The sequence below is a fragment of the Rhodobacter sp. genome, assembly GCA_020637515.1.
In the GTDB taxonomy this organism is placed as follows: domain Bacteria; phylum Pseudomonadota; class Alphaproteobacteria; order Rhodobacterales; family Rhodobacteraceae; genus Pararhodobacter.
This window is the reverse complement of sequence record JACKKG010000001.1, coordinates 43,479-68,781: the sequence shown is the minus strand read 5'-3', so window position 1 is coordinate 68,781 and position 25,303 is coordinate 43,479. Positions and strand designations below refer to the sequence as shown.

The window sequence follows — 25,303 nt, the reverse complement described above, 5'->3', positions numbered from 1 at the left end:
GGCACCGGGAGGATGGGGTGGATCTCAGTCAGGAAGAGCCCGCCGACTGGTGGGAGGTCGAGGCCCTTTACGACCTGTGCTTTGCCCCCGGGCGGACGGCGTTGTCGTCCTATCGTCTGCGTGACGATGTGCCGCCGGTGGCGCAATTGTGCCTGTGCCTGTGGGATGAATCGGGCGCCCTGGCCGGGGTCATCCGCTATTGGCCGGTGCGGGTCGGCGGTCAGCCCGCGCTGTTGCTGGGGCCGGTGGCGGTTCACCCCACGCGGCAAGGCGAAGGCCTGGCGGGCCTGCTGATCCGCGAATCGCTGAAGCGCGCGCGCGCAGCCGGCTGGACGCGGGTGATGCTGGTGGGCGACTATCCGTATTACCGGCGCTTTGGCTTCGAAAAGATGGACGGCGTTCTCATGCCGCCGCCGACCAACCCCGACCGGGTTCTGGCCCTGGCGCTGGCGCCTGGTGCCTGGCAGGGCGTCACCGGCGCCGTCACGCGGGCCGTGCCCGATCCGGCGCCCGACAGCGCCACGCCCGCGGCCTAGGGGGCGCGGGCGGTGTCCGGGGGCGGCAGGCTGCGGACATAGTCCACGATCGCCGGGCGCAGCCGATCCTCGCCCCGGCGTTTGGCGTCGGCGATGATCTCGGCCACGGCGTTCAGATCGGCGCGCAGGATCAGGTCCTTGACCGGGCCGATCGCGGCGGGGCGCATGGACAGGGTGCGCAGCCCGGCACCGGCAAGGGCCAGCGCCTCGATCGGGCGGCCGGCGTCCTCGCCGCAGAAGGAAAGATGCGTGCCCGTCGCGGCGCAGCGCGTCACGATCTTCTGGATGAAGGTGAAAAAGCTCAGCGACAGCGTGTCATAGCGCCGCCGCACCAGCTCGTTCTCGCGGTCGGCGGCGAAGAAGAACTGCTTCAGGTCGTTCCCGCCGATCGAGATGAAGTCGGCCATGCGGAAAAAGGCCTCGGGGGCGAAGGCCAGGCTGGGCGTTTCCAGCATGGCGCCGACCTCGAGCCGTTCGGGCAAGGGGTGGCCCAGATGGGCCTCGCGTTCGATTTCGCGCAGCAGGATTTCGCGCGCGGCGGCGAATTCGGACATTTCGCTGACCAGCGGGAACATGACGGTCAGCGGCCGTCCGGCATGGGCGCGGATCAGGGCCTGCAACTGCATCCGCATCACGCCCTTCTTGTCCAGCCCGACCCGCACCGCGCGCCAGCCCATGGCGGGGTTCGGTTCCTCAGGGCGGTTCATGTAGGGCATGACCTTGTCCGAGCCGATGTCCAGCGTGCGGAACGCCACGCGGCGCCCGTCGGCGGCCTTCAGCACGCGCGCATAAAGCGCCGCCAGGTCCGAGCGCCGGGGCATCGAGTTGCGCAGCAGGAATTGGAGTTCGGTGCGGAACAGGCCCACCCCCTCGGCCCCCGAACCGAGGAGCGAGGGCAGGTCGGCCATGATGCCGGCGTTCATGTGAAGCGCGACGCGGGCACCGCATCGCGCCACGGCCGGCCGGTCGCGCAGCGCGGCAAAACGCGCGGCCGCCTGGGTCTGCATGACGATCTTGTCGCGAAACGCCGAGGCGACGCTTTCGTCGGGGCGCAGGTGCACCACGCCCTCGTCGGCATCAACGATGATCGCGTCGCCGTTCAGGGCCTCGGTCGTGATGCCCTCGGCGTGGACGACCAGCGGAATCGCCAGCGCCCGCGCCACAACGGCGGCGTGCGAACCGACCGAGCCCTCCTCCAGCACCACGCCGCGCAACTGCTTGCCGTATTCCAGCAATTCGCCCGGGCCGATGTTGCGCGCCACCAGGATCGGCCGGTCGGGCAGCGTGGCGCCGGTGTCGTTGCCCTGGCCGGTCAGGATGCGCAGCAGTCGGTTCGACAGGTCGTCCAGGTCGTGCAGGCGGTCGCGCAGGTAGGGGTCGGGCGCCTGTTGCAGACGCGCGCGGGCCTCGGACTGTTCCTTTTCGACGGCGGCCTCGGCCGAGAGGCCGTTTTCGATGGACTGCTCCATCCGCCTGAGCCAGCCGCGCGAATTCGCGAACATGCGATAGGCTTCCAGAATGTCGCGCTGTTCCTTGTCCACGTCGCCGGTGGCTTCCAGCAGATCGTCCACCGACCCCCTGAGTCGCGTGACCGCGTCGCGCAGGCGTTCGGCTTCGGCGGTGGGGTCGTCGTTGACCAGGTTGGTCACCACGACGCGCGGCTCGTGCAGCCAGACCTGCCCTTCGGCGGTGCCCTCTTGCCCCGATCCGGCGCGGATCATCACCGGATGCTTGTGCAACGAGGCGATCGCCGTGTCGTCGCTGACAAAGGCGCCGAGTTCGGTCATTTCGGCCAGGACCATCGCCACCACGTCGAGGCCATAGACCTCGTCGTCGGAATAGGCGCGGGCCTCGCGCGATTGCACGACCAGCACGCCCAGTTTCTCGCCCAGGCGCTGGATCGGCACCCCGAGAAAGCTGGAATAGATTTCCTCGCCGGTTTCGGGCATGTATCGAAACCCGCGTTCGCCGGGCGCATTGGCGGTGTTCACAGCCGCCGCGGTGCGGGCCACGCGGCCGACCAGACCCTCGCCCAGCCGCATCCGGGTGCGGTGCACGGATTCGGGTTTCAAGCCGCGGGTTGCGCACAGTTCCAGCGTCTCGCGGTCGCGGAACAGGTAGATCGAGCACACATCCGTATGCATCGAGTCGGCGATCAGCCCGGTGATGCGGTCCAGCCGTTCCTGCCCCTGGCCCGGTTCGGCCAACGTGTCGCGCAAGCGGCGCAGCAGGCGGCGGCTTTCGCTTTCGCTACGATCCTGCATTCGGAAGGGGTTCCTGACCTGACGGTTTCGGGCGCGCGGCGGGCGGGGTTGAAGGGGTTGAGACGTGCCGACTCTAGATCAACTTGCAGCGGAAGGGAAACAGCTTTGCGACGGCCGCGGGGGCCGCACCGGGGCAAAACCGGCAGTGCTGCAAAAGCGGGCACCCGGTTGGCGGGTGCCCCGGGGCACGGTCAGACCGCCGATTCCAGCGCAAAGGCGTCGTGCAGGGTCTGCACCGCCAGTTCCATGTATTTGCGGTCGATCAGCACCGAGATCTTGATCTCCGAGGTGGCGATGACCTTGATGTTGATGTTCTCGGCCGACAGCGCCTGGAACATGCGCGCGGCGACGCCCGCGTGGCTGCGCATCCCGATGCCCACGACCGACACCTTGCTGACATCGGTGTCGATGATGAGTTCATCATACTTGATCTTGCCGGCGGCCCGGGCCTCTTCCATGGATTTCTTGGCCAGCTTCACCTGATCCACGGGGCACGAAAAGGTCATGTCGGTGACGGCGCCCGAATGGGCCGCGTCATAGTCCTTTTCGCTGATGTTCTGGACGATCATGTCCACGTTGACCCCGGCCTCGGCCAGCGGGCCGAAGATCGCCGCCGCGATGCCGGGGCGGTCGTCGATGGTGAAAAGGGTGATCTTGGCCTCGTCGCGCGAATGGGCGACGCCAGAGACGACTTTCGATTCCATGATTTCCTCCTCGTCGCAGACCAGGGTGCCGGACGTTTCATCGGTTTCGTCGAACGAAGACAGCACCCGCAGGCGCACCTTGTAGCGCATCGCCAGTTCGACCGAACGGGTTTGCAGGACCTTTGCGCCCAGTGACGCAAGTTCCAGCATTTCCTCGTAGCTGATCTTGTCCAGCTTGCGCGCCTTCGAGGTGATGCGCGGATCGGTCGTGTAGACCCCGTCCACATCGGTGTAGATGTCGCAGCGATCGGCGTCAAAGGCGGCGGCAAAGGCGACGGCGGTGGTGTCGCTGCCGCCCCGGCCCAGCGTGGTGATCCGGCCCTCGGGGCTGACGCCCTGGAACCCCGCGACCACGGCGACCTTGAAGCCCTCGGCGAATTTCGAATCGATGTTCTCGCGCGGGATCGACACGAACCGCGCCGAGCCATGCGCCGAGGTGGTGTTGATCGGCACCTGCCAGCCCTGCCAGCTACGCGCCGGCACGCCCATTTCCTGAAGTCGCAGCGCCATCAGCCCGGCGGTGACATTCTCGCCCGACGACACGACCGCGTCGTATTCGCGCGCGTCATAGAACCCTGAGGTGTCGTTGACCCATTTGACCAGTTCGTTGGTCTTGCCGGCCATCGCCGAAACGATGACGATCACGTCATAGCCGCGCTCGACCTCGCGCTTGACCTTCGCTGCCGCGTTTTCGATGCGGGCCAGGTCGGCCACCGAGGTGCCGCCGAATTTCATCACCAGAACAGGCATCCAGGCCCCCGTCCGAACGCGCGCCGGACCCCATGCGCGGCGCGCGCCTCTCATAGACTTGGGGGCAGGGGCGCGCAAGAGGCGCCGCACGCGGCCGGGCGGGGCAGGGGTGGGCTGGGGGCGCGACCCCGTCGTCCGGTCAAGCCGGACAGCCGGGCCGGGCGGCGATCAGACGTCGATGCGCGGCGCGTCGTTGACCAGGTGGCCGTCCTGATCCCACCAGGTGACGTAGGGCTCGCTGTCGGGCAGGTCGTTGACGTCGCTGCGCCGCGTCCAGGTGCTGCCGTCGGCCATCTGGAAGCTGGTGAACGTGGTCGTGGTGGTGAAGCACACGCCCGAACCGCGCGGACAGGCATACGACGTCTCGACCGTGCTGCGGCCCTCGCCGATCGCCCGGGGGCCGGTATAGCCATCGCTGCCCAGTTCGCCCAGCACGGCTACGGTGGCGCCCGAAAGCGCGCTGGCGATGTCGCTGCCCAGGGCGCCCGTGCCCTCGCGGACCGAGGCGACCGAGGCCAGGCCCAACCCGCTGACGGCGGCGGCCAGAACCACCCAGTCAACCGTGATGGCGCCGCGGTCGTCGCGGATGAACCGGACGAGGGAAGGAAGGATCTGAGACATGAGGAAACGACTCCTGAAATGAAGAACCATGAAACTGTGCCCGGGGCCGGTGTCCGCTTGGCCGGGACTTGAGGGACCAGACGGCGTTAAAGCGCCGCCGATTGGGAATAGACGGACGGGTCCTGCGGCGCGTCGCCACCGCCAACCCCGGCGGCCATCGAAATGCCGATCGCCAGCGCCACGCTGCCCGCGGCGGCGGCAACGGTGACCCAGTCCAGGCCGGAATCGCCGGGTCGGATGAGGGGCCCGCGGGCCGGTGAGGGAACGGACTTTTGCATGACAACCTCCAACGCGAACAGAGCCACTGGCTACCCGGTATCCAGGGCCCCGAATTCGGCGCATTCGCGAAAGAATTGTGGCTTTGTCGAGAAATCAGTTCGCGCGGGCCTTGCCCATGAAGGGCAGGGGGGCCACGGGAACCCCCTCCTCGACCAGCGCGCGGGCTTCGTCCGGGCGGGCCTCGCCCCAGATCGGGCGCTCGGGCGCCTCGCCCAGATGGATCGCGCGCGCCTCGGTCGCGAAATCCGTGCCGACGTAATCCGAGGTTTCCTCGACATGCCGGCGCAGCGCCGCCAGCTTTTCCTCCAGCGCCGAGGCGGGTGCGGCCAACGGGCGGGTCTCGGCCTCGACGGTCGCGACCGAGGGCGCCATCAGCGCCTTTTCGACCCGCGCGCTGCCGCATGTCGCGCAGGCCAGGTGCCCGGCCTTGTGCAGGCCGTCAAAGGCCGCGGTCGAGGCGAACCAGCTCTCGAACTCGTGTCCCTGGTCGCATTTCAGGCGGTAACGGATCATGGGCGGGGCCGGGCTTTCATCGGACTGTCCCCTCCAATCTAGTGCCTGCCGCGGCCGCCGCAAGCCCGCGACCATTGCCGACAATTTGACTCAAATGCCCCTTCTTTGTGCGTCAAATATCCCGGGGGTCCGGGGGCTGGCCCCCGGCGGCCGCCACCCGCACCGCGCGATTCCGGTTGCATCCCCCAGGGCGCCGCGTCAGCCTGCGGTCCTCGAACAGGAGCCTTGCCATGACCATTCCCCAGCGACTTCAGGACTATGCGTCCGATCTGACGGCGATCCGCCGCGACCTGCACCAGCACCCCGAACTGGGCTTTCAGGAGGTCCGCACCGCGGCCATCGTCGCCGCCGAGCTGCAACGGCTGGGACTCGCGGTGACGACGGGCCTGGGCAAGACCGGCGTGGTCGGCGTGCTCAAGGGCAACCGACCGGGGCGCACCATCGGGCTGCGCGCCGACATGGACGCGCTGCCGATCCACGAACAGACCAACCTGCCCTATGCCTCGAAGACGCCCGGCGTGATGCACGCCTGTGGCCATGACGCGCACACCACGATGCTGCTGGGCGCCGCGCGCTACCTGGCCGAGGATCCCGATTTCGCCGGCACCGCGGTGTTCATCTTCCAGCCGGCCGAGGAAGGCCTCGGTGGCGCCCGCGCGATGATCGCCGACGGGCTGTTCGACCGGTTTCCCTGCGACGAGGTCTATACGCTGCACAACTCGCCCTATCAGGCGCCCGGCGTGATCGGCGTGACCCCCGGGCCGGCGCTGGCGGGGGCGAATTTCTTCGACATCACCATCACCGCAAAGGGCTGCCACGCGGCCTCGCCGGAAACCGGCATCGACAGCCTGGTGATCGCCGCCTCGCTGGTCGGGCAGATCCAGACCATCGTCTCGCGCAACATCAAGCCGACCGATCCGGTGGTGGTCTCGGTCACGCAGTTCCACGCCGGCGCGGCCTATAACGTCATCCCCGAGGTGGCGACGCTGGCCGGCACCGTGCGCTATTTCAACCGGGACGCGGCGGCCCGGGTGACCGAGCGGATGCAGGCGCTGTGCGACGGCACCGCCGCCGCGCACGGGATCGAGGTCAAGCTCGACATGCGCAATGTCTTCGACGTGCTGGAAAACGACCCCACCCTGTCGCAGCACGTCTATGCGGTCGCCCGGGACCTGGTCGGCGACAAGGCCGAGTTGCGCACCGAACGCGTCATGGGCTCCGAGGATTTCGCGGACATGGCGCAGATCGTGCCGGGGGTGCAATGCACCATCGGCCACGGGATCGGCCCCGCGTTGCACAACCCCGGTTTCAACTTTGACGACGCCTTTCTGACGCTGGGGTCGGCCTATTACATCCGCATGGTCGAGACCCGGGGCGCCGCGTGATGGGCGTGCAGCATATCCGCGCGAACGGCATCTCATTGGCGATCGAGGATCACGGTCCGCACAACGGCGTGCCGCTGATCCTGATCCGCGGGCAGGGCAGCCAGATGGCGCATTGGCCTGCCGCGCTGATCGACGGCTTCGCCGCGCGCGGCTTTCGCACCGTGATCTTCGACAACCGCGATGTCGGCCTGTCGCAACGCTGCCCGGTGCCCGGGCAGCCGGCCGACGCCGATTCGATCCTGGACCGGTTGCGGCGGGGCGAGGCCCTGCCCGCGCCCTATGGCATCGGCGATCTCGCGGCGGATGTGACCGGGCTCATGGATGCGCTGGCGATCGAGCGGGCGCATGTCTTCGGGATTTCCATGGGCGGCATGGTCGTGCAGCAACTGATGCTGGACGCGCCGGATCGGCTGTTGTCTGCGGTGATCGTGATGTCGGCCTGCCGACCCCTGGGCGCCGAGGCCGGCGCCGACGCGGTTGCCGCGCTGGCCCGGGCCGAGGCCCTGCTGGTTCGCCCGCGCACCCGCGCGCAGTATCTGGACGCCCAGGTCGAGGAACACGGCAAATGGGGCAGCCCCGGCTACCCCATGCCCGAGGACGCAATTCGCGCCATGGCAGAGGTCGCCTTTGACCGCGGCGTCGATCCCGAGGGGATGAACCGGCAGGTCATGGCGCTGTCCGGTGCGCCCGACCGCCGTCCCGGGCTGGCGCGCACGCGGTTGCCCACGCTGGTCCTTCACGGCGAGGACGACACGCTGATCCCCCTGGATCTGGGCCGCGAGATCGCCGCGACGATCCCCGGCGCCGCGTTTCGCGCCCTGCCGGGCATGGGGCACATCATCACGCCTGCGCTGGCGCCCCTGATCGTGGCGATGGTCGCGGACTTCGTTGCGGCGCTGCGCTAGGCGGCCAGCTGCACGATCACCGCCCCGGCCGCGATCATCGCCATCAGCGCGACGCGGCGCGGGCCGGTGTGTTCGCCCAGCATCAGCCAGCCGATCAGCGCCGAGAACACGGTCGAGGTCTCGCGCAAAACCGCCGCCTGGCCGACCGGTCCCAACCGCGTCGCCAGCATGATGCCGCCGAAACTGGCGAAGGCGACGATCGCGCCGACAAAGCCGCGCTTGAGCAGGGCCACCAGCTCGGCGCGCGGCAGCGCGACCAGCCGGCGGGCGCCGACCACGGGCATGAACAGGCTGTCCAGGACAAAGAACCACGCCAGGAAGGTGAACGGGTTCTCGGTCGCGCGAATGCCATAGGCGTCATAGGTGGTATAGAGCGCGACCATGGCCCCGGTCGCCACGGCAAAGCCCAGCGCCGGCACCAGTCTGTCGCGCCCCACGGTCAACTTGCGCAGGTTGTAAAGCGCAAGGCCATAGATCCCCGACAGCAGCACCGCCACGCCGAACCACTGCCAGCCGTTGAAATGCTCGCCAAAGATCAGACCGGCGCCCAGCACCGCGAACAGCGGTCCGGTGCCGCGCACCACGGGATAGACCACGGTATAGGCCCCGCGCGTGTAGGTCATCGCCTGCAGGATCTTGTAGACGGTATGAATGACCCAGGCCCCGGCAAAGATCAGCCACAGATGGGGGGCCGGCCAGGGCACCAGCGTCAGCGCGACCGGCGTCGCCAGCACGAAGATCACCGTGTCGATCGCCGCGCGAGACAGCCAGGGATCGTGCCGGCCCTTTTGCAAGGCGCCGAAGATCGCGTGCAGCACCGCCGCCGCCAGGGCAAAGCCCATCGACAGGTAGAGCCCGGTCTGCGTGCCTTCCTGCGAAATCAGCCAGTCGCTCATGGCGTGGAACCTGTGCTGGGGTGGGCGGCGTCAGTCGGCGCCGGTGAGGGCCCTGGCGAACTCCTGCGGGTCGAAGGGCGACATATCGTCGATCTGTTCGCCCACGCCGATCGCGTGGATCGGCAGCCCGAACCGGTCCGCCAGCGCCACCAGCACGCCACCGCGCGCCGTGCCGTCCAGCTTGGTCATGATCAGGCCGGTGACATCGGCCATCTGGCGGAACACCTCGACCTGGTTCAGCGCGTTCTGCCCGGTGGTCGCGTCCAGCACCAGCAGCGTGTTGTGCGGCGCGCTGGGGTCCTTCTTGCGGATCACGCGGACGATCTTGGCCAGTTCCTCCATCAGGTCGGCGCGGTTCTGAAGCCGCCCGGCGGTGTCGATCATCAACAGGTCGGCGCCCTCGGTCTGGGCGCGGGTCAGCGCGTCAAAGGCCAGCGAGGCCGGGTCCGACCCTTCGGGCGCGGTCATCACCGGAACGCCGGCGCGCTGGCCCCAGACCTGAAGCTGTTCGACGGCCGCCGCGCGGAACGTGTCGCCGGCGGCGATGATGACCGACTTGCCGGCGGCGCGAAATTGCGAGGCCAGCTTGCCGATGGTCGTGGTCTTGCCGGCGCCGTTGACGCCCACCACCAGCACCACCTGCGGGCGCTTTGGATAGATCGGCATGGGCCGCGCAACGGGGTCCATGATGCGCGCCACCTCGGCCGCGAGGGCGGTCTTGATCTCGTCGGTGGTGACCTTCTTGCCAAAGCGAGTCGCGGCAATGTTCGCGGTGACCTTGAGCGCGGTGTCCACACCCAGGTCAGCCTGCACCAGCAGATCCTCGAGGTCCTCGATCATCGCGTCGTCCAGGATGCGGCGCGGCGCGTCCGTGCGCCCGGTCAGGCGCGACAGCAGCCCCGGTTTCGCCGTTTCGGGGGCTGTGGCCGGCGGGGACTGCGGTTGGGGATCGGGATCGGCCGCGACCAGCGCGTCCAGCCCTTCGTCCAGCTTCGAGGACGAGCGGAACATCCGTTCCTTGAGTTTACCGAAAAAGGACATGGGGCCTCCGCGCCGGTTGGGCCTTTGTTTACTCCTTGCACCTAGCCTGTGCGGGCCGGGGATGGAAGGGGCGGCAGCCTCTTCTGTGTTGCCCGGGCTTGGGGTATCGTCACGCCATGCGCCTTTATGCCTTTGCCATCGCCACGCTTTTGCCCGCCGCCCTGCTGGTCGCGGGGGTGGTCTGGGGCGGCGTCTGGATCTGGCTGGCGCCGCTGTCGGTCGGGGCGTTCTGGCTGGCCATGGACCCGCTGACCGCGCTGGCACCGCGCGAGGGCGCCTTTCCCGCCGGCGACGGCCTGCTGGCGCTGACGGGGACGCTGCAACTGGTGCTGATGCCGGTTGCGCTGTGGGCGCTGACGGGGCGGCTGCACGGCGCCGACTGGCTGGCGGGGGTGATCGGTTTCGGGCTCTATTTCGGTCAGGTCGGCAACCCGGCGGCGCATGAGCTGATCCACCGCGCCGACCGCTGGCTGATGCGGCTGGGCGTGGCGGTTTATGTGACCTTTCTGTTCGGGCACCACGTGTCCGCGCACCGGCTGGTGCACCACGTCCATGTGGCGACGCCCGACGACCCCAATTCGGCGCGGCGCGGGCAGGGCTACTGGCGGTTTCTGCCGCGCGCCTGGATCGGCAGTTTCCGGGCCGGGCTGGCGGCCGAGCGGGCGCTTTCGGCGCGCGCCCAGGGGCGACGGCGCAACCCCTACGCGCTGTATCTGGGGGGTGCGCTGGGCCTGATCGCGCTGGCCCTGGCGCTGTTCGGGCCAAAGGGGTTGGCGGTCTACCTGCTTCTGGCCTCGCATGTGCAGGCGCAGCTGCTGCTGTCGGATTACGTCCAGCACTACGGGCTCAGGCGATCCCGCACGTCCGAGGGGCGCTATGAGCCGGTCGGCGCGGGCCATTCGTGGAACGCGGCCGGGTGGTATTCCTCGGCCGTGACGCTGAACGCGCCGCGCCATTCGGATCACCACGCCCATCCCGCGCGCCCCTATCCGCAGCTGATCCTTCCCGACGGCGCGCCGATGCTGCCCGCGCCGCTGCCCGCCATGGCGGTGCTGGCGCTGGTGCCACCCCTTTGGCGGCGGGTGATGGACCCGCGACTGGTGCGGCTCGCCGCCGGGCGCGCGGCAGGCGGACTCGCGGCAACGTGACGGCCCGCGGCTGGTCGCGCGAGCCTGGCTCTGGCACAGTGAGGCGGTTCTCCGTTCGCCCGCACCCCGCCGGCGGCCGGGGTCCCGAACGCTTTGTGGAGGTGTCGATGCGATCCATCCCCCTCGCCGCGCTGGCGCTGGCCCTTGCGCTGCCGGCCCTGTCGCCGCCCGCCTTGGCGCAAGTCCCGTCCAAACCGGACGCGGCGCCGCAGGTCGCGCCTGATGGTCCCGCCCTGTCGGCCGAGGCGTTCGACGCCTATACCCTGGGCCGGACCCTGAGCTATGCGTTCCAGGGCACGCCCTACGGGGTCGAACAATACTTGCCAGACCGTCAGGTGCGCTGGGCCTTCAATGGCGACGATTGCCAGGACGGGCACTGGTACGAACGCGGCGGCAACATCTGCTTCGTCTACGACAACGCGCCGGACAACGAACAATGCTGGCGGTTCTATCAGAACGGCGACGGGCTGCGCGGGGTGTTCCAGGGCCCCGACGGGCCCGGGACCGAGTTGTATGAGGTGCAGCAGAACGACCGGCCGATGGCCTGCCTGGGCCCGGGCGTGGGGGTCTGATCCCTTCCACGTTCTGCGGCGGTCGGCCGTCAGGCCTGAACGGCGACCACCGCCAGGCAATCGCCCAACTGGATCAGCCCCGGGAAATGCCGTGCCGCCAGCACGCCGTCGCGCTGCGCGTGGATCACGGCCGGCGCCTCGCCGGACCGGTCGGCCGGCCAGATCCGCGCCAGCGGCGCGCCGTCCGACACGCGCTCGCCCAGATCGACCAGCGGCTCAAGGAGCCCGGCGGCGGGGGCGATATGGTAACAATCGTCGTCAGGCATATCCAGCAGGACGCTGTCGGCGTGCTCGGCTGTGCCCGTCAGGATGCCGGCGTGGATCAGCACGTTGCGCAACCCCCGCCGCGCGATCCTGGCCGAGCGCGCGCTGAGACTGCCGCCGCCGCCCAGTTCGGTCGTGACGAAAACCTTGCCCTGGCTCTCGACCGCGGTGTCATACATGCCGACCGCGTCGATCTCGCGCAGCATCAGCGTGTAGGGGGCGTTGAAGGCCGTGACCGCGGCGACGCAGGCGGCCTGCTGCCGGGCGTCGTCCAGGTAATGCGCGCAGGCGAAGGGCAGGAAATCCAGGGTCTTTCCGCCCGAGTGGAAATCCACCACCAGATCCGCCATCGGCACCAGCACGTCATTGAAATAATGCGCGATCTTCTGCGTGACACTGCCGTCGGGCGCGCCCGGAAAGGCCCGGTTCAGGTTGCCCCCGTCGATCGGCGACACGCGCGCGCCGGCGCGAAACGCCGGCAAGTTCATGTAGGGCACGATGATCACGCGGCCGTTCACCCTGGCAGGGTCCAGCTCGTGCGCGAGGGCTTGCAGGGCGACCGGCCCCTCGTATTCGTCGCCATGGTTCGCGCCGGTCAACAACGCCGTCGGCCCGGTGCCATTGACCACCACCGTCAAGGGGATCATCACCGCGCCCCAGGCGCTGTCATTGCGCGACCAGGGCAGCTTGAGAAAACCGTGGTGTTTGCCGGGGGCATCCAGAGGGATGGTCGGGCGGATCGGATTGGCGGGTGCGGTGGCGTTCATGGGGACCTCTCGTTCGGCCCACTCTAGCCCCGGAAATTTGGCCGAGGCCAGAGGGTTTCCCCCGCCGGCCGCCTGCGTTAGCGTTCGCCCGCAAACGGAGGGCATCATGCTGACCAATGACCAACTCGCGCAATGGGACCGCGAGAGCTTCTTTCACCCCTCGACCCATCTGGCGCAATTCGCGCGGGGCGAGGCGCCGCAACGGATCATCACCGGCGGCGAGGGGGTTCATATCACAGACCGCGAGGGAAACCGCCTGCTCGACGCCTTTGCCGGGCTCTATTGCGTGAACGTGGGTTATGGGCGCACCGAGATTTCGGACGCGATCGCCAGGCAGGCGCGCGAGCTGGCCTATTACCACGCCTATGTCGGCCATGGGACCGAGGCCTCGATCACCCTGTCGAAGATGATCATGGACCGCGCCCCAAAGGGCATGGCGCGGGTCTATTTCGGCCTGGGCGGGTCCGACGCGAACGAGACCAACATCAAGCTGGTCTGGTATTACAACAACATCCGCGGCTTGCCGAAAAAGAAGAAGATCATCTCGCGCTGGCGCGGGTATCACGGGTCGGGGCTGATGTCGGGCTCGTTGACCGGGCTCGAGCTGTTCCACAAGAAATTCGACCTGCCGCTGGACCATGTCCTGCACACCGAGGCGCCCTATTTCTACCGCCGCCCCGACCCCGCCATGACCGAGGCCGATTTCACCGCGTTCCTGCTGCGCGAGCTGGAGACGCTGATCGAACGCGAGGGCCCCGAGACGATCGCCGCCTTTATCGGTGAGCCGGTGCTGGGCACGGGTGGCATCGTGCCGCCGCCGGCCGGCTACTGGGAGGGGGTGCAGGCGATCCTGAATCGTCACGACATCTTGCTGATCGTGGACGAGGTGATCACCGGTTTCGGTCGGCTGGGCAGCATGTTCGGCTCGGCGCATTACGGGTTGAAGCCCGATCTGATCACCATCGCCAAGGGCTTGACCTCGGCCTATGCGCCGCTGTCGGGTTCGATCGTCGGGCAACGGATGTGGGACGTGCTGTGCCAGGGCACGGACGAGAACGGGCCCATCGGTCACGGCTGGACCTATTCCGCGCATCCCATCGGCGCGGCGGCCGGGGTGGCGAACCTGCACCTGATCGATTCGCTGGGCCTCGTCGCGAATGCCGGCGCGACGGGGGCCTATCTGCGCGACGCGATGGCGGCGGCGGTGGGCGGGCATCCCCATGTCGGCGAGGTGCGCGGCGAAGGGATGATGGTGGCGGTCGAGCTGACCTCGGACAAGGGCACGCGCGGGGCGTTCGCGCCCGTGGGTTCGGTCGCGCCGCGCGTCGTGGGCGAGATGTTGAAGCGCGGCGTGATCGCCCGGGCGATGCCGCAGGCCGATCTGATCGGCTTTGCGCCGCCGCTGTGCCTGACGCGGGACGAGGCGGACCGGATCGTCGAGGTCACGCGCGAGGCGGTGACGGCGGTTCTGGGGTGACCGCGGTTCCGGCGTGACGGTGGTTCCGGCGTGACAGAGGCGGGGGGCTGCCGCCCCCCGCACCCCCCGCCCAAAGGGGGGCACGCCCCCCTTTGGAAACCCCGTGCGTATTTCCGACAAGATGATGGGGCTCAGCGGTCGAGGCGCAGGAGGCGGTCCAGCGACACGCGGCCCGGGCCCCGGGCAAGGACGGCGAGCAGGCTGGCGGCCCAGAGCCCGTGCATGACCCAGGCCTCGGGGAAGACGAAGATTTCGATCACCGCGGTCATGACCAGAAGCCCGGCGGCGGCAAAGCGGCTGGCGAGGCCGAGGATCAACAGCGCCGACAGCAGGTGTTCCGCCGTGGTGGCCAGCACCGCCGCGATCTGAGGGGGGATCAGCGGCAGGGCGTAGACCTCGCGGAACAGATACCAGGTCGAGTCCTTGATGGTGAAGAGCCCCTCGACCTTGGTGCGGGCGGATTGCCAGAAGACCATCGCGACGAAGACCCGTGCGGCCAGTTGCGCGAGGTCGGCCGGCACGCAGCGCCCGGCGGCGGCGTTGAGCGCGCCCAGGCGCGCCCTGAGGCCGCTTGGGGTGGCGGGGGTCTGGGTCATGTCAGTCTCCGATCGCGGTGATGAGGCCGTGGCGCAGCAGCAGCGTCAGCAGCGGGGTTGGGTCGGTGCCCATCGTGGCCTGACCCAGCGGGTGGCCGGCGAGAAGGGCGGCGAGGGTGGCGTGCCCGTCCGGGGTGAGCGGCTCGACGATCACCGAAAACGCCGGGGTGCGCGCGACCAGCGCCTGTTCGGGGGCCTGGCCGAGCGGGGCGGCGACGGCGCCGGGCTGGTTCTGCCGCCAGATCGACAGGGCGGGCCAGCGGCTGGCCCAGGCCCGGACCGAGGGCGCGAGGGTCAGGCGCAGCCGCGCCGGGTCGCCGTGGCCAAGCCGGGCGGGATCGGCCACGGGGGCGTCGGCGGCGTGATAGGCGCGCCCGCGCGCCCATTCCAGCCGCGCGACATCGGGCAGATAGGGCAGACCGGCGAGCGGCGGAAAGGTTTCCAGGAAGGCCGCGAAGTCCTTGCCCCAGGCCAGCAGAACCGGGGTCGCGGGAGGATGGGCGGCGGCAAAGACGCGGGCCATCCGGGCGAAGAATTCGGCGCCCACCAGGCGTTCGATCACCGGGAATCGGGTGGCGAGCGCGCGGGAGAGGCCGTGCTGGACATTGTTGCGGTAGACGGCGAAGCGGCGCGGATCCAGGCCCTCGGGCGGTTCGGTTTGCCAAAGCGCGGCATGAAAGCGTGCCTGAAGGGTGGCGTGATCAAAGGGCCCGGTCATGAGAGACCCCGTGCAAGATGGTTTCGGCGCGCCCGGCCTCGGCGCGCAGGACGGGCCAGTCGGGCAGGTCGTTGTCCCATTCGATCAGCGTGGGCAGGGGGCCGGTGCGCGACAACGCCCAGGCATAGAGCGACCAGACCGGATCGGCTACCGGGCGCGAATGGCTGTCGATCAGCAGCGGGCCTTCGGGCAGGGCCTCGACCTCGTGGCCGGCGAGATGGATCTCGGCCACCTGGTCGAGAGGAAACGCGCTCAGATACGCCCGCGCATCGAAGCCGTGGTTCGTGGCGCTGACGAAGACGTTGTTCACATCGAGCAGTAGCCCGCAGCCGGTGCGCCGGGCGATCTGACGCAGAAAATCGGTCTCGCTCCAGGTGCTTTCGGGAAAGGTGAGGTAGGTCGCGGGGTTTTCCAGCAGCATCCGCGTGCCAAGCGCGGTCTGAACCTGATCGACATGGGTGCAGATCGTTTCCAGCGTCTGGTCGGTATAGGGCAGGGGCAGCAGGTCGTTCAGCCAGGCCGCCCCATGCGAGGACCAGGCGAGGTGTTCCGAGAAACTCTCGGGCCGGTGACGGGCGAGCAGGGTCTTCAGCCGCGCCAGGTGGTCACGGTCCAGGGGGCCCGCCCCGCCGATCGACAGGCCGACCCCATGCACCGACAGCGCGTGATCGGCGTGCAGCCGGTCCAGCATGGCATGGGGCGCGCCGCCGGCGCCCATGTAATTCTCGGCGTGCACCTCGATGAACCGGACAGCGCCGGGGGCGCGCAGGATCTGCGCGTAGTGGTCGGGTTTGAAGCCGACGCCGGGATGAGGGGGCAGGGGCATGGCGGGTCCTCGGGGCAAAGGCGGGCGGGCCGGTCGGGGTGGCCCGCCCGTTGCCGGGTCACATCGGCAGGTCGCGGTCCAGGGGCTCCAGCGCGCCCATGCGAACATGGCCCATCGAATCGGCGGGCAGTTCGATCGAGGCGCAGGTGCCCGCGGGAACCGCTTTCCACGCGTTGCCCTGGTAGTCGATGGTCGAGGTGCCGGCGCAGGTCGTGCCCGGCCCGGCCGCGCAATCGTTCTGGCCGGCCATCGACACGCCGTAGCAATGCTCCATCGCCATGTCGTCGGCCTGCGCGGCGCCGGCGGCCAGGGTCAGCGCAGCGGCGATCGACGCGGCGAGAAACGGGGTGGTCTTGGTCATCGGAAAGTCTCCTGTTGAAGGCCGCCTTGCTGCGGACCTGCCGGGCAAGACGGCGACGCGGCAGGGTTCGTTACGCCCTTCACGCAGCCGTGACATCGCCCCGATTTTCGGTGATTTTGGCAAAGTCCGGTGTAACAAGGGCCGCGCTGCACCCGTATCGGAGGCCAGGTGACAAACCGTGAGCAAAGCTGGGAATCGCTGATGCGCGCCGCGAACCGCGGCGACCAGCGGGCCTATGCCAGCCTTCTCGGGGCGATCGCCCCGGTGGTGCGTGGCATCGTGCGGGCGCGCGGTGCGGCGCTGGGTTTTGAGCAATGTGAAGACATCGTGCAGGACGTTTTGCTGACGATCCACCTGAAGCGGCAAACCTGGCGCGAGGATCAGCCGCTCAGGCCCTGGCTCTATGCGGTCACGCGCCACAAGGTGATCGACGCCTTTCGCGCAAGGGGCAACCGGGTGGACCTGCCGGTCGAGGATTTCGCCGAAGTCCTGCCAGCACCCACCGCCGACGACCCGCTCGAGGCGCGGGACATGGAGCGGGTGATCGGCCAGCTCGATCCTCGCGCGGCTGCGATCGTGCGGGCGATCGGGATCGATGGCGACAGCGTGGCGCAGACCGGCGACAGGTTGGGCATGACCGAGGGGGCGGTGCGGGTCGCGTTGCACAGGGCGTTCAAGCGGCTGGCCCAATTGCGCGAAAGGATGATCGAATGAACACCGACGAGCTGATCGCCGCGCTGTCCGCCGACGGGGCCCCCCGGATCACCCCCGAGGGCCGGATGTGGCGTGCCTTGCCCGGCGCATCGCTGCTGGCGCTGGGGGCGTTGCTGCTGTTTTGGCACACGCGCCCCGATCTGGCGCAGGCGCTGGGGTCGTTTGCCGTCTACAAGACGGCCGTGCCGTTGGTGCTGGCGGCGCTGGCGCTGGGTCTGGCGCGCGGTATCGGCCATCCCGAGGCGCGCCTCAGGGTCGGGACCGGGCTTTTGGGTCTGGTGCTGGCCGGGTTGGCGTTGGCGCTGGGCCGGACGTTGGCCACGCAGTCGGCCGGGCAGATGATCGCCGATCTTTCGACCCCCGATCTGGTCAATTGCCTGATCTCGGTCCCGGCGTTGTCGGTGCCGGTGCTGGCGGCCGGGTTCTGGGCCATGCGGTCCGGCGCGCCGGCGAATCCGGCCGCCGCCGGCGCGGTCCTGGGCCTGCTGGCCGCCGGTATCGCCGCGGCGATCTATTCGCTGCACTGCCCGCATGACCCGGTGATCTATTTCTTTACCGGCTACGGCATCGCGATCGGGGCGGTCACGCTGGCCGGGGCGGCGCTGGGCGCGCGGTTCTTGCGCTGGTGATCAGCGCCCGCCTTCCTTCACCGATTCCATCGCCACATGGGTCGAGGTCGAGGCGACATGCGGCAGTCTTGAGATCTTCTCGGCCAGCGTGTGGCGATAATCGACGATATCGGCGCTGCGCACCTTGAGCAGATAGTCGAAGGCCCCGGCGATCATGTGGCATTCCTCGATCTCGGGGGTGGCGATCACCGCCGTGTTGAAGGATTTCAGCGCCGACTCGCGGGTGTCGGACAGCCGGACCTCGACAAAGACGATATGTCCCATGCCCAGCCGCTGATGGTCCAGCAGGGCCTGATAGCCGGTAATGAACCCGGCGTTTTCCAGCCGCTTGAGCCGCGCCTGGGTCGGCGATTTCGACAGGCTGATGCGGTTGGCCAGTTCGGTGACGCTGATGCGCCCTTCGTGGCGCAGGACCCGCAGGATCGCCAGGTCGAAACTGTCCAGATCGTCGCGGGTCATTTGGCTGGTTCCTTTATAGAAATCGGGAATTTCGCCTTGGTTGGCGGGGTAATCGGGAAGAAGGCGGGCTCTGTTCGCGGTATTCAGGGGAACATATGTAACCCCTTGGGTGCCTCCATGCAAACCGATCCCCTGCTGATTGCCCTGCCGCGTGACGAAGAGGCGCTGGTCGCCGCGCTGGCCGATGCCGCCGCTCTGGACGCCGCCGCGCGCGCGCGCATCACCGGCCGCGCCGCGGCGCTGGTGCGCGACATTCGCACGGGCGCGCGCCCCGGCCTGATGGAGGTGTTTCTGGCCGAATACGGTCTGTCCACCGACGAGGGGATTGCCCTGATGTGCCTGGCCGAGGCGCTGCTCAGGGTCCCCGACGCAGGCACCATGGATGCCCTGATCGAGGACAAGATCGCGCCGTCGGACTGGGGCCGGCACCTGGGGCACTCGGCCTCGTCGCTGGTCAATGCCTCGACCTGGGCCCTGATGCTGACGGGCCGTGTGCTGGACGACGCGCGCGAGCCCGGCGTCGCCGGCCATTTGCGCGCCGCGGTCAAGCGTCTGGGCGAACCGATGATCCGCACCGCGGTGGGCCGCGCGATGAAGGAAATGGGCCGCCAGTTCGTGCTGGGCGAAACCATCGACGCGGCGATGAAACGCGGCGCCGCGATGGAGGCCCGCGGCTACGCCTATTCCTATGACATGCTAGGCGAGGCGGCGCGCACCGACGAGGATGCGCTCCGCTATCAGGCCGCCTATGCCGCCGCGATCGAGGCCATCGGCAAGGGCTGCAAGGGGCAGGACATCAAGGCCAACCCGGGAATCTCGGTCAAGCTGTCGGCGCTGCACCCCCGCTACGAGGAAAGCCAGCGCGCCCGCGTCATGGCGGACCTTGTGCCGCGGGTTACCCGGCTGGCGCGGATGGCGGCAAAGCGCGGTATGGGCTTCAACATCGACGCCGAGGAACAGGACCGGCTGGCCCTGTCGCGCGACGTGATCGCCGCCGTTCTGGCCGACCCCGCGCTGGATGGCTGGGACGGTTTCGGCGTGGTCGTGCAGGCCTATGGGGCGCGCGCCGGTGCGATGATCGACTGGCTGCACGCCGAGGCCGCGCGCCTGGACCGCAAGCTGATGGTGCGGCTGGTCAAGGGCGCCTACTGGGACGCCGAGATCAAGCGCGCGCAGGTGCTGGGGCTGCCCGGATTTCCCGTGTTCACCGCGAAAACCGCAACCGACATCTCGTATATCGCCAACGCGCGCAAGCTGCTGGGCCTGACCGACCGGCTCTATCCGCAATTCGCCACGCACAACGCCCATACCGTTGGCGCCGTGCTGGAGATGGCGCAGGGCCTGCCGCGCGATGCGTTCGAATTCCAGCGCCTGCACGGCATGGGCGAGCGGCTGCATGACCTCGTGCTCGAGGCGGAAAGGACCCGCTGCCGCATCTATGCCCCGGTCGGCGCGCACCGCGATCTTCTGGCCTATCTGGTGCGGCGCCTGCTCGAAAACGGCGCGAATTCGTCCTTTGTGAACCAGATCGTCGATGACAGGGTCCCGCCCGAGGTCGTCGCCGCCGATCCCCAAAGCCGTCACCGCCCGCACGCGCTGACCACCGGGCCCGCGCTGTTCGCGCCTGAGCGTGCGAATTCACAGGGCTGGGATCTGACCGCCGCGCCGGATCTGGCCATGATCGAGGCCGCGCGCGCCCCCCATGCGCAGGCGACCTTCACGGGCGGCCCGCGTCTGGCGGTGGCGGCCCGGGGCGGGGCGGTGGTCGCGGTCGGCAACCCGGCCCGCGCGGGCGAAACCGTCGGCCATGTCACGCAGGCCAGCCGCGCCGACGTGGATGCGGCGCTGGACGCCGCCCGCGTCTGGGACGCCCCGCCCACCGAGCGCGCCCGCATCCTGAACGCCGCCGCCGATCTTTACGAGGCCGAATTCGGCCCCATCTTTGCGCTGCTGGCGCGCGAGGCCGGAAAGGGCCTGCCCGATTGCGTGGGCGAATTGCGCGAGGCGGTGGATTTCCTGCGCTACTACGCCGCGCGGATCACCCCCGAGACGGCGCCGCGCGGGCGGATCGTCTGCATCAGCCCGTGGAATTTTCCGCTGGCGATCTTCACGGGCCAGATCGCCGGCGCGCTGGCGGCGGGCAACGCCGTTCTGGCCAAACCCGCCGAACAGACCCCCCTCATCGCCAGTCTGGCGGTGGATCTTCTGCGGAAGGCCGGCGTGCCGGCCAGCGCGCTGCAACTGCTGCCCGGCGACGGGGCCGAGGTGGGCGCCGCGCTGACGGCGGATGTGCGGGTGGATGGCGTGGTCTTCACCGGTTCGACCGAAACCGCGCAGGTGATCCGCCGCGCGATGGCCGCGCATCTGGACCCGGGCGCGCCGCTGATCGCGGAAACCGGCGGGTTGAACGCGATGGTGGTCGATTCCACCGCCCTGCCCGAGCAGGCGGTGCGCGACGTGATCGCCAGCGCCTTTCAGTCGGCGGGTCAGCGGTGTTCGGCGCTGCGGTGTCTCTACGTCCAGGACGACGTCGCCCCCGGCGTCCTGGCGATGCTCACCGGCGCGATGGACGCACTGACGCTGGGCGATCCCTGGGCGCTGGCCACCGACGTGGGGCCGGTGATCGACGCCGACGCCGCGCGCGAGATCCGCGCCTATGTGGCCGATGCGCGCCGTGCCGGCCGCGTGCTGCACGAATTGCGCGCCCCCACCCAGGGGTATTTCGTCGCCCCCGTGGTGATCGAGGTCGGCGGGATCGAGGATCTTCCGCGCGAGATCTTCGGCCCGGTGCTGCACGTCGCCCGCTTCAAGGGCCGCGATCTGCCAAAAGTGCTGTCAGCGGTGAACGCGCGCGGCTACGGGCTGACCTTTGGCCTGCACACCCGCATCGACAATCGCGTGCAAGAGGTGGTCGAGGCGCTGCGCGTCGGCAACCTCTATGTCAACCGCAACCAGATCGGCGCGGTCGTCGGCTCGCAGCCCTTTGGCGGCGAGGGGCTTTCGGGCACCGGGCCAAAGGCGGGCGGGCCGCAGTATGTCGCACGGCTGGCCCGGCCCGCGCCCATCCTCGCCACGATCCCGGCCGAACCCGGCGACCGGGCGCCGGCCGATCTGACCGCGCTGGCGCGGACCCTGCGCGACCCCGTGCCCGAGGCGGCGACGGCGACCCACGACCTGCCCGGTCCGACCGGGGAATCGAACCGCTTGAGCCTGCATCCGCGCGGCCCGGTGCTGTGCCTGGGGCCGGGACCCGGGGCCGAGGCCGCCCAGGCCGCTGCCATCCGTGCCGCCGGTGGCGTGGCGGTTCTTGCGGGTGGCGCGGTGCCGGACGACTGGCTGGAAACCGCGCCGGGCCTGTCCGGGGCGCTGTGGTGGGGCGACAAGGTCACCGGGCGCCGCCTGGTGACGGCCCTGGCGCGGCGGGCGGGGCCCATCGTGCCCCTGATAACCGCCATGCCCGACGCCGCCCACGCCGTGACCGAGCGCCACCTGTGCATCGACACCACGGCATCGGGAGGGAACGCGCAACTGCTTGTTGCCGCAACGAGTGCTTGACGGACCGCCGCGGATCGCGGAAGGGTCCTGCCATGCTACCTATACGCGACCGCAACCCCTCTGGCCTGACGCCCTATGTGACATGGGGGTTGATTGTCATCAACGTCGCGGTGTTCCTGTCCTATTGGCCACTGGGCACCGACGAGTCGGTGAACGCGGTCTTTCGGCAGTGGGGCATGGTTCCCAGCCGGCTAAGCGCGGGGCAGGGGCTGGTCACGATCTTCACCGCGATGTTCGTGCATGGCGGCTGGTTGCACCTGGCGTTGAACATGCTGTTCCTGCGCATCTTTGGCGACAACCTCGAGGCCGAGATGGGGCACCTGCGCTTTCTGGGGTTCTACCTGGTGACGGGGCTGGTCGCGTTTTTCCTGCAATTCGTGTCGGCGCCGTTCAGCCCGGTGCCGGTGGCCGGGGCCTCGGGTGCGGTGGCGGGGGTCATGGGGGGCTATGTGCTGATGTTCCCCCGCGCCAAGGTGGACTTGCTGTTCTATTACGTCGTCGGCCTCAGGGCCGTGCCGGTGCCGGCCTGGGGTTTGCTGGGGTTGTGGTTCCTGTTGCAGGTGCTGGGCGGGCTGTCGGCGCCCGCGGGCGGGGCGGTGGCCTTTTGGGCCCATGTCGGCGGGTTTCTGGCCGGCATCGCGTTCAGCGTCCGCCTGTGGCGGATGCGGGGTGCGCGCACCTTCTGGCGACGCTATGGCGGGCGTCCGCCGCACCCGACGGCAAAGGTCGAGATCCCGGTCGTGCGTCGGCGCGGCTCGAGCTTGCCGCCGCCGCAACCCAGCGGGCTGTTCCGCCGCGACGGCGCCTCGCGGCGCTAGGGCGCTGCGCGCGGGTCAGTCGCGGGGCTTGACCGGCACGCCCGCGGCATAGGTTTCGACCACCGCGCGGTCGTCGCCCAGAATGAGCAGCGCGAAAAGCTCGTCCTTGAGATCGCGCGCGGCCTCCATCCGCAACGCCAGGTCGGGCGTGGCCCGACTGTCGAGCACGACCAGGTCGGCCTCGGTCCCCGGGTCCAGCGTGCCGATCCGGTCAACCAGGCCCAGAACCTCGGCGTTGCCGCGGGTGATCCACCAGAAGGCCCGCAGCGGGTCCAGCGCGCGGCCCTGCAACTGCGCGATCGCATAGGCCGCGCCGCCGGTGCGCAGCATGGACCAGCTCATTCCGGCGCCAATGTCCGTCGCGATGCCGCTGGTCGCCCCGGCGGTCTTCAACGCCGCCTCGTCGAACAGCCCCGATCCAAGGAACAGGTTCGAGGTGGGGCAATGCACCGGATGCGCGCCGGTTTCCGCGATCACCGCGCGTTCGCGGTCGCTGAGGTGAATGGCATGGCCCAGCAGCGCCTTTGGCCCCAGCATCCCGTAGCGGGCATAAATGTCCAGATAGCCGTCGGCCTCGGGGAACAGGGAACAGGCCAGGGCGATCTCGGCGCGGTTCTCGCTGAGATGGGTCTGCACGTGACAGTCGGGATGCGCGGCGATCAGCGCCTGCGCGGCCGCCATCTGCGCCGGGGTCGAGGTGATGGCAAAGCGCGGCGAGATTGCATAGAGCGCGCGCCCGCGCCCGTGCCAGCGCGCGATCAGCCCGGCGCTGTCGTCATAGGCGGTCTGGGGCGTATCGCGCAGGTCCTCGGGGGCGTTGCGATCCATCAGCACCTTGCCGCCCAGCATCCTGAGGCCGCGGCGCTCGGCCTCGGTGAAATAGGCGTTGACCGACGCGGGGTGCACCGAACAGAAGGCCGAGGCCGTCGTCGTGCCATTGCGCAAGAGCAGGTCGAAAAAGGCCCCGGCCATCCGCGCGGCGTGGTCGGGATCGGCAAAGCGGGTCTCGGCGGGAAAGGTGTAGTCGTTCAGCCAGTCCAGCAATTGCGCCCCCCACGAGGCGACGATCTGGCCCTGGGGAAAGTGCAGATGCGCGTCGATGAAGCCGGCCGTGATCAGATGCGGGCGGTGGTCGGTGACGGGCACGGTCGGGGCCGCGGCCGCCAGCGTGTCAAAATCGCCCATCGCCACGATGTGCCCGTCGCGCAGATGCACCGCGCCATCCTCGTGCCAGTGCAGGGCTTGCAGGTCGCCCGGCCCGGCAGGTTCGCGCCGGAAGCTCAACACGCGCCCACGCAGCAATCGTTCGGTCATGATTTCGGCCCTCAACCCGGTTGGCGCGGCAGGTTAGCCGCCCCGCCGGATCGCGCAACCGGTGAATTCGTTTGACTGTTTTAAGAAGGCGTTGAAAATCGGGCCCAAAACCTGTTGTATTGTCAACGGATCGTTGGAGGTCCGATGCCCTACCTGGAAAGTATCAAGGTCTTCGTGCGCGTGGTCGAACTGGGGTCGATCACCTCGGGCGGGCGCGACCAGCGCCTGACGCCGGCGGTGGCCTCGAAGCGGATCAAGGAACTGGAGACCAAGCTGGGCACGCGGTTGTTGAACCGCACCACGCGCAAACTGGTCCCGACCGAGGCCGGGCGCGTGTTCTACGAACACGCCCGCAGCGTTGTCGCCGCGCTCGAGGATGCCGAAGCCTCGCTCGCCGGGTTCGAGGGCCGTCCGCGCGGCACCATCCGGGTGACCGCGCCACTGGGTGCGGGGCAGCGGATCATAGCCCCCCTGGTACCGCGTTTTTGCGATCTGTTCCCCGAGGTGGACATTCGCCTGCGGCTGTCCGATCGCCGCGTGGATCTGTTCGAGGACGAGCAGGACGTGGCCTTTTTCCTGGGCATGCCCGGCGATTCCACGCTGAAGATGCGCAAGATCGCCGATTGTCCCCGGCTGCTGTGCGCCGCGCCCGATTACCTGGCCCGCCACGGCGTGCCCCGGCAGCCGCAGGACCTGCTGGATCAGGGGCACAACTGCCTGTTGCTGCGCTTTCCGCGCTCGCCCGAATATTTCTGGGTCCTGGATACCCCCGACGGTCCCCAGAAGCTGGAGGTTGCCGGCCGGTTCGACGCCGATACCCACGATGTCCTGCTGGACTGGGCGCTGGACGGGCGGGGCATCGCGATGAAGCCCCGGTTCGAGATCGCGCGCCACCTCGAATCGGGCGCGCTGATCGAGGTCCTGCCCGCCACCCCGCCCCAGCCGGCCGTTTTCGGCTGTCTCTATCCGCATCGCAAATTGCAAGACCCCAAGATCCAGCGCTTCCTGGATTTCATGGTGCGCCATTGCCGCGGGGCGATGGAGCGCGCCTGAGCCCCTGACCCCGGGTCGCCCATACGAATTTCGAAACAATCGGTTTCGAAATCCCAAATGTTTCCCCTTCTTGCCGCAATTGCGCCCGAAACCGGCTGTCTAACAGCACTCATAACCCCGATCCGTGGGCTTAACAGG

The 25,303-nt window shown here is 69.0% G+C and carries 24 protein-coding genes and 1 pseudogene; 11 read left to right on the top strand and 14 right to left on the bottom strand.

Annotated elements, in window-relative coordinates; genetic code table 11:
* Positions 1–17: 17 nt before the first annotated feature.
* Complete coding sequence (locus tag H6900_00315) at positions 18–536, top strand: N-acetyltransferase (protein ID MCC0071708.1); 519 nt, start codon at positions 18–20, stop codon at positions 534–536.
* Here H6900_00315 and ptsP read toward each other — a convergent pair.
* The 5 genes and pseudogenes from ptsP to H6900_00290 form a co-directional block, all read right to left on the bottom strand.
* The gene (gene ptsP, locus H6900_00310; protein ID MCC0071707.1) at positions 533–2,800 is read right to left on the bottom strand and encodes a phosphoenolpyruvate--protein phosphotransferase; all 2,268 of its coding nucleotides are present in this window, start codon (positions 2,798–2,800) and stop codon (positions 533–535) included. The genes H6900_00315 and ptsP overlap by 4 nt on opposite strands.
* 191 nt (positions 2,801–2,991) lie before the next feature.
* Positions 2,992–4,254 carry an aspartate kinase gene (locus H6900_00305; GenBank protein ID MCC0071706.1) on the bottom strand — a complete coding sequence of 421 codons (1,263 nt, stop codon included), beginning with the start codon at positions 4,252–4,254 and terminating at the stop codon, positions 2,992–2,994.
* 438 nt (positions 4,255–4,692) lie between these two features.
* Positions 4,693–4,875: pseudogene (locus H6900_00300) on the bottom strand (hypothetical protein).
* Positions 4,876–4,961: 86 nt separating this feature from the next.
* A complete protein-coding gene (locus H6900_00295; protein MCC0071705.1) occupies positions 4,962–5,153 on the bottom strand; it encodes a hypothetical protein in 192 nt (63 codons plus the stop codon).
* Between the two features lie 94 nt (positions 5,154–5,247).
* A complete protein-coding gene (locus H6900_00290) occupies positions 5,248–5,667 on the bottom strand; it encodes a DUF1178 family protein (protein MCC0071704.1) in 420 nt (139 codons plus the stop codon).
* 230 nt (positions 5,668–5,897) lie between these two features.
* Between H6900_00290 and H6900_00285 the strand changes: the two genes are divergently transcribed.
* Positions 5,898–7,052 carry an amidohydrolase gene (locus tag H6900_00285; GenBank protein MCC0071703.1) on the top strand — a complete coding sequence of 385 codons (1,155 nt, stop codon included), beginning with the start codon at positions 5,898–5,900 and terminating at the stop codon, positions 7,050–7,052.
* A complete protein-coding gene (locus H6900_00280) occupies positions 7,052–7,957 on the top strand; it encodes an alpha/beta fold hydrolase (protein ID MCC0071702.1) in 906 nt (301 codons plus the stop codon). The genes H6900_00285 and H6900_00280 overlap by 1 nt, the downstream gene beginning before the upstream one ends.
* On the opposite strand, the gene H6900_00275 is transcribed toward H6900_00280, so the two are convergent.
* Positions 7,954–8,853 carry an EamA family transporter gene (locus H6900_00275; protein ID MCC0071701.1) on the bottom strand — a complete coding sequence of 300 codons (900 nt, stop codon included), beginning with the start codon at positions 8,851–8,853 and terminating at the stop codon, positions 7,954–7,956. The genes H6900_00280 and H6900_00275 overlap by 4 nt on opposite strands.
* A 30-nt stretch (positions 8,854–8,883) precedes the next feature.
* Positions 8,884–9,894 (bottom strand): signal recognition particle-docking protein FtsY, encoded by a 1,011-nt coding sequence (ftsY, locus tag H6900_00270; GenBank protein MCC0071700.1) that lies wholly within the window; start codon positions 9,892–9,894, stop codon positions 8,884–8,886.
* A 116-nt stretch (positions 9,895–10,010) separates the two neighbouring features.
* On the opposite strand from ftsY, the gene H6900_00265 reads away from it, so the two are divergent.
* Together H6900_00265 and H6900_00260 are read left to right on the top strand one after the other, a co-directional pair.
* Positions 10,011–11,042: an alkane 1-monooxygenase gene (locus H6900_00265; protein MCC0071699.1), complete on the top strand. Its 1,032-nt coding sequence runs from the start codon at positions 10,011–10,013 to the stop codon at positions 11,040–11,042.
* Between the two features lie 107 nt (positions 11,043–11,149).
* Positions 11,150–11,614 (top strand): hypothetical protein, encoded by a 465-nt coding sequence (locus H6900_00260; GenBank protein MCC0071698.1) that lies wholly within the window; start codon positions 11,150–11,152, stop codon positions 11,612–11,614.
* Between the two features lie 29 nt (positions 11,615–11,643).
* Here the strand turns inward: H6900_00260 and doeB are convergent, their stop codons facing one another.
* Entirely contained in the window at positions 11,644–12,645 is a 1,002-nt protein-coding gene (doeB, locus tag H6900_00255) for an N-alpha-acetyl diaminobutyric acid deacetylase DoeB (GenBank protein MCC0071697.1), read from the bottom strand.
* A 106-nt stretch (positions 12,646–12,751) separates the two neighbouring features.
* On the opposite strand from doeB, the gene H6900_00250 reads away from it, so the two are divergent.
* On the top strand, positions 12,752–14,122 hold the full coding sequence (locus H6900_00250) for an aspartate aminotransferase family protein (protein ID MCC0071696.1): 1,371 nt from the start codon (positions 12,752–12,754) through the stop codon (positions 14,120–14,122).
* Positions 14,123–14,253: 131 nt separating this feature from the next.
* On the opposite strand, the gene H6900_00245 is transcribed toward H6900_00250, so the two are convergent.
* Genes H6900_00245 through H6900_00230 form a run of 4 tightly spaced genes read right to left on the bottom strand, consistent with a single transcriptional unit; the run spans position 14,254 to position 16,623 of the window.
* Positions 14,254–14,718, bottom strand: coding sequence for a DoxX family protein (locus H6900_00245; protein MCC0071695.1), 465 nt, complete (start codon positions 14,716–14,718; stop codon positions 14,254–14,256).
* Position 14,719: 1 nt separating this feature from the next.
* Positions 14,720–15,436: a putative DNA-binding domain-containing protein gene (locus H6900_00240; protein ID MCC0071694.1), complete on the bottom strand. Its 717-nt coding sequence runs from the start codon at positions 15,434–15,436 to the stop codon at positions 14,720–14,722.
* Positions 15,420–16,262 (bottom strand): DUF692 domain-containing protein, encoded by an 843-nt coding sequence (locus H6900_00235; GenBank protein MCC0071693.1) that lies wholly within the window; start codon positions 16,260–16,262, stop codon positions 15,420–15,422. Before H6900_00235 ends, H6900_00240 begins: the two co-directional genes overlap by 17 nt.
* A 58-nt stretch (positions 16,263–16,320) precedes the next feature.
* Positions 16,321–16,623 carry a DUF2282 domain-containing protein gene (locus H6900_00230; protein MCC0071692.1) on the bottom strand — a complete coding sequence of 101 codons (303 nt, stop codon included), beginning with the start codon at positions 16,621–16,623 and terminating at the stop codon, positions 16,321–16,323.
* Positions 16,624–16,791: 168 nt separating this feature from the next.
* On the opposite strand from H6900_00230, the gene H6900_00225 reads away from it, so the two are divergent.
* Positions 16,792–17,337: a sigma-70 family RNA polymerase sigma factor gene (locus H6900_00225; protein MCC0071691.1), complete on the top strand. Its 546-nt coding sequence runs from the start codon at positions 16,792–16,794 to the stop codon at positions 17,335–17,337.
* Complete coding sequence (locus H6900_00220; GenBank protein MCC0071690.1) at positions 17,334–17,966, top strand: DUF1109 family protein; 633 nt, start codon at positions 17,334–17,336, stop codon at positions 17,964–17,966. The genes H6900_00225 and H6900_00220 overlap by 4 nt, the downstream gene beginning before the upstream one ends.
* Here the strand turns inward: H6900_00220 and H6900_00215 are convergent, their stop codons facing one another.
* The gene (locus H6900_00215) at positions 17,967–18,425 is read right to left on the bottom strand and encodes an Lrp/AsnC family transcriptional regulator (GenBank protein ID MCC0071689.1); all 459 of its coding nucleotides are present in this window, start codon (positions 18,423–18,425) and stop codon (positions 17,967–17,969) included. It abuts the gene before it with no gap.
* 117 nt (positions 18,426–18,542) lie between these two features.
* Here H6900_00215 and putA point away from each other — a divergent pair, with 117 nt between their 5' ends.
* The gene (gene putA, locus H6900_00210) at positions 18,543–21,980 is read left to right on the top strand and encodes a bifunctional proline dehydrogenase/L-glutamate gamma-semialdehyde dehydrogenase PutA (protein MCC0071688.1); all 3,438 of its coding nucleotides are present in this window, start codon (positions 18,543–18,545) and stop codon (positions 21,978–21,980) included.
* A 32-nt stretch (positions 21,981–22,012) separates the two neighbouring features.
* A complete protein-coding gene (locus H6900_00205; protein ID MCC0071687.1) occupies positions 22,013–22,798 on the top strand; it encodes a rhomboid family intramembrane serine protease in 786 nt (261 codons plus the stop codon).
* A 15-nt stretch (positions 22,799–22,813) separates the two neighbouring features.
* Here the strand turns inward: H6900_00205 and guaD are convergent, their stop codons facing one another.
* Positions 22,814–24,112: a guanine deaminase gene (guaD, locus tag H6900_00200; protein ID MCC0071686.1), complete on the bottom strand. Its 1,299-nt coding sequence runs from the start codon at positions 24,110–24,112 to the stop codon at positions 22,814–22,816.
* A gap of 144 nt (positions 24,113–24,256) precedes the next feature.
* Between guaD and H6900_00195 the strand changes: the two genes are divergently transcribed.
* Positions 24,257–25,165: a LysR family transcriptional regulator gene (locus H6900_00195; GenBank protein ID MCC0071685.1), complete on the top strand. Its 909-nt coding sequence runs from the start codon at positions 24,257–24,259 to the stop codon at positions 25,163–25,165.
* Positions 25,166–25,303 lie beyond the last annotated feature (138 nt).

Coding starts and splice junctions, on each gene's coding strand:
- ptsP (MCC0071707.1), bottom strand. CDS start 2,800: ATGCAGGATCGTAGCGAAAGCGAAAGCCGCCGCCTGCTGCGCCGCTTG.
- H6900_00305 (MCC0071706.1), bottom strand. CDS start 4,254: ATGCCTGTTCTGGTGATGAAATTCGGCGGCACCTCGGTGGCCGACCTG.
- H6900_00295 (MCC0071705.1), bottom strand. CDS start 5,153: ATGCAAAAGTCCGTTCCCTCACCGGCCCGCGGGCCCCTCATCCGACCC.
- H6900_00290 (MCC0071704.1), bottom strand. CDS start 5,667: ATGATCCGTTACCGCCTGAAATGCGACCAGGGACACGAGTTCGAGAGC.
- H6900_00285 (MCC0071703.1), top strand. CDS start 5,898: ATGACCATTCCCCAGCGACTTCAGGACTATGCGTCCGATCTGACGGCG.
- H6900_00280 (MCC0071702.1), top strand. CDS start 7,052: ATGGGCGTGCAGCATATCCGCGCGAACGGCATCTCATTGGCGATCGAG.
- H6900_00275 (MCC0071701.1), bottom strand. CDS start 8,853: ATGAGCGACTGGCTGATTTCGCAGGAAGGCACGCAGACCGGGCTCTAC.
- ftsY (MCC0071700.1), bottom strand. CDS start 9,894: ATGTCCTTTTTCGGTAAACTCAAGGAACGGATGTTCCGCTCGTCCTCG.
- H6900_00265 (MCC0071699.1), top strand. CDS start 10,011: ATGCGCCTTTATGCCTTTGCCATCGCCACGCTTTTGCCCGCCGCCCTG.
- H6900_00260 (MCC0071698.1), top strand. CDS start 11,150: ATGCGATCCATCCCCCTCGCCGCGCTGGCGCTGGCCCTTGCGCTGCCG.
- doeB (MCC0071697.1), bottom strand. CDS start 12,645: ATGAACGCCACCGCACCCGCCAATCCGATCCGCCCGACCATCCCTCTG.
- H6900_00250 (MCC0071696.1), top strand. CDS start 12,752: ATGCTGACCAATGACCAACTCGCGCAATGGGACCGCGAGAGCTTCTTT.
- H6900_00245 (MCC0071695.1), bottom strand. CDS start 14,718: ATGACCCAGACCCCCGCCACCCCAAGCGGCCTCAGGGCGCGCCTGGGC.
- H6900_00240 (MCC0071694.1), bottom strand. CDS start 15,436: ATGACCGGGCCCTTTGATCACGCCACCCTTCAGGCACGCTTTCATGCC.
- H6900_00235 (MCC0071693.1), bottom strand. CDS start 16,262: ATGCCCCTGCCCCCTCATCCCGGCGTCGGCTTCAAACCCGACCACTAC.
- H6900_00230 (MCC0071692.1), bottom strand. CDS start 16,623: ATGACCAAGACCACCCCGTTTCTCGCCGCGTCGATCGCCGCTGCGCTG.
- H6900_00220 (MCC0071690.1), top strand. CDS start 17,334: ATGAACACCGACGAGCTGATCGCCGCGCTGTCCGCCGACGGGGCCCCC.
- H6900_00215 (MCC0071689.1), bottom strand. CDS start 18,425: ATGACCCGCGACGATCTGGACAGTTTCGACCTGGCGATCCTGCGGGTC.
- putA (MCC0071688.1), top strand. CDS start 18,543: ATGCAAACCGATCCCCTGCTGATTGCCCTGCCGCGTGACGAAGAGGCG.
- H6900_00205 (MCC0071687.1), top strand. CDS start 22,013: ATGCTACCTATACGCGACCGCAACCCCTCTGGCCTGACGCCCTATGTG.
- guaD (MCC0071686.1), bottom strand. CDS start 24,112: ATGACCGAACGATTGCTGCGTGGGCGCGTGTTGAGCTTCCGGCGCGAA.
- H6900_00195 (MCC0071685.1), top strand. CDS start 24,257: ATGCCCTACCTGGAAAGTATCAAGGTCTTCGTGCGCGTGGTCGAACTG.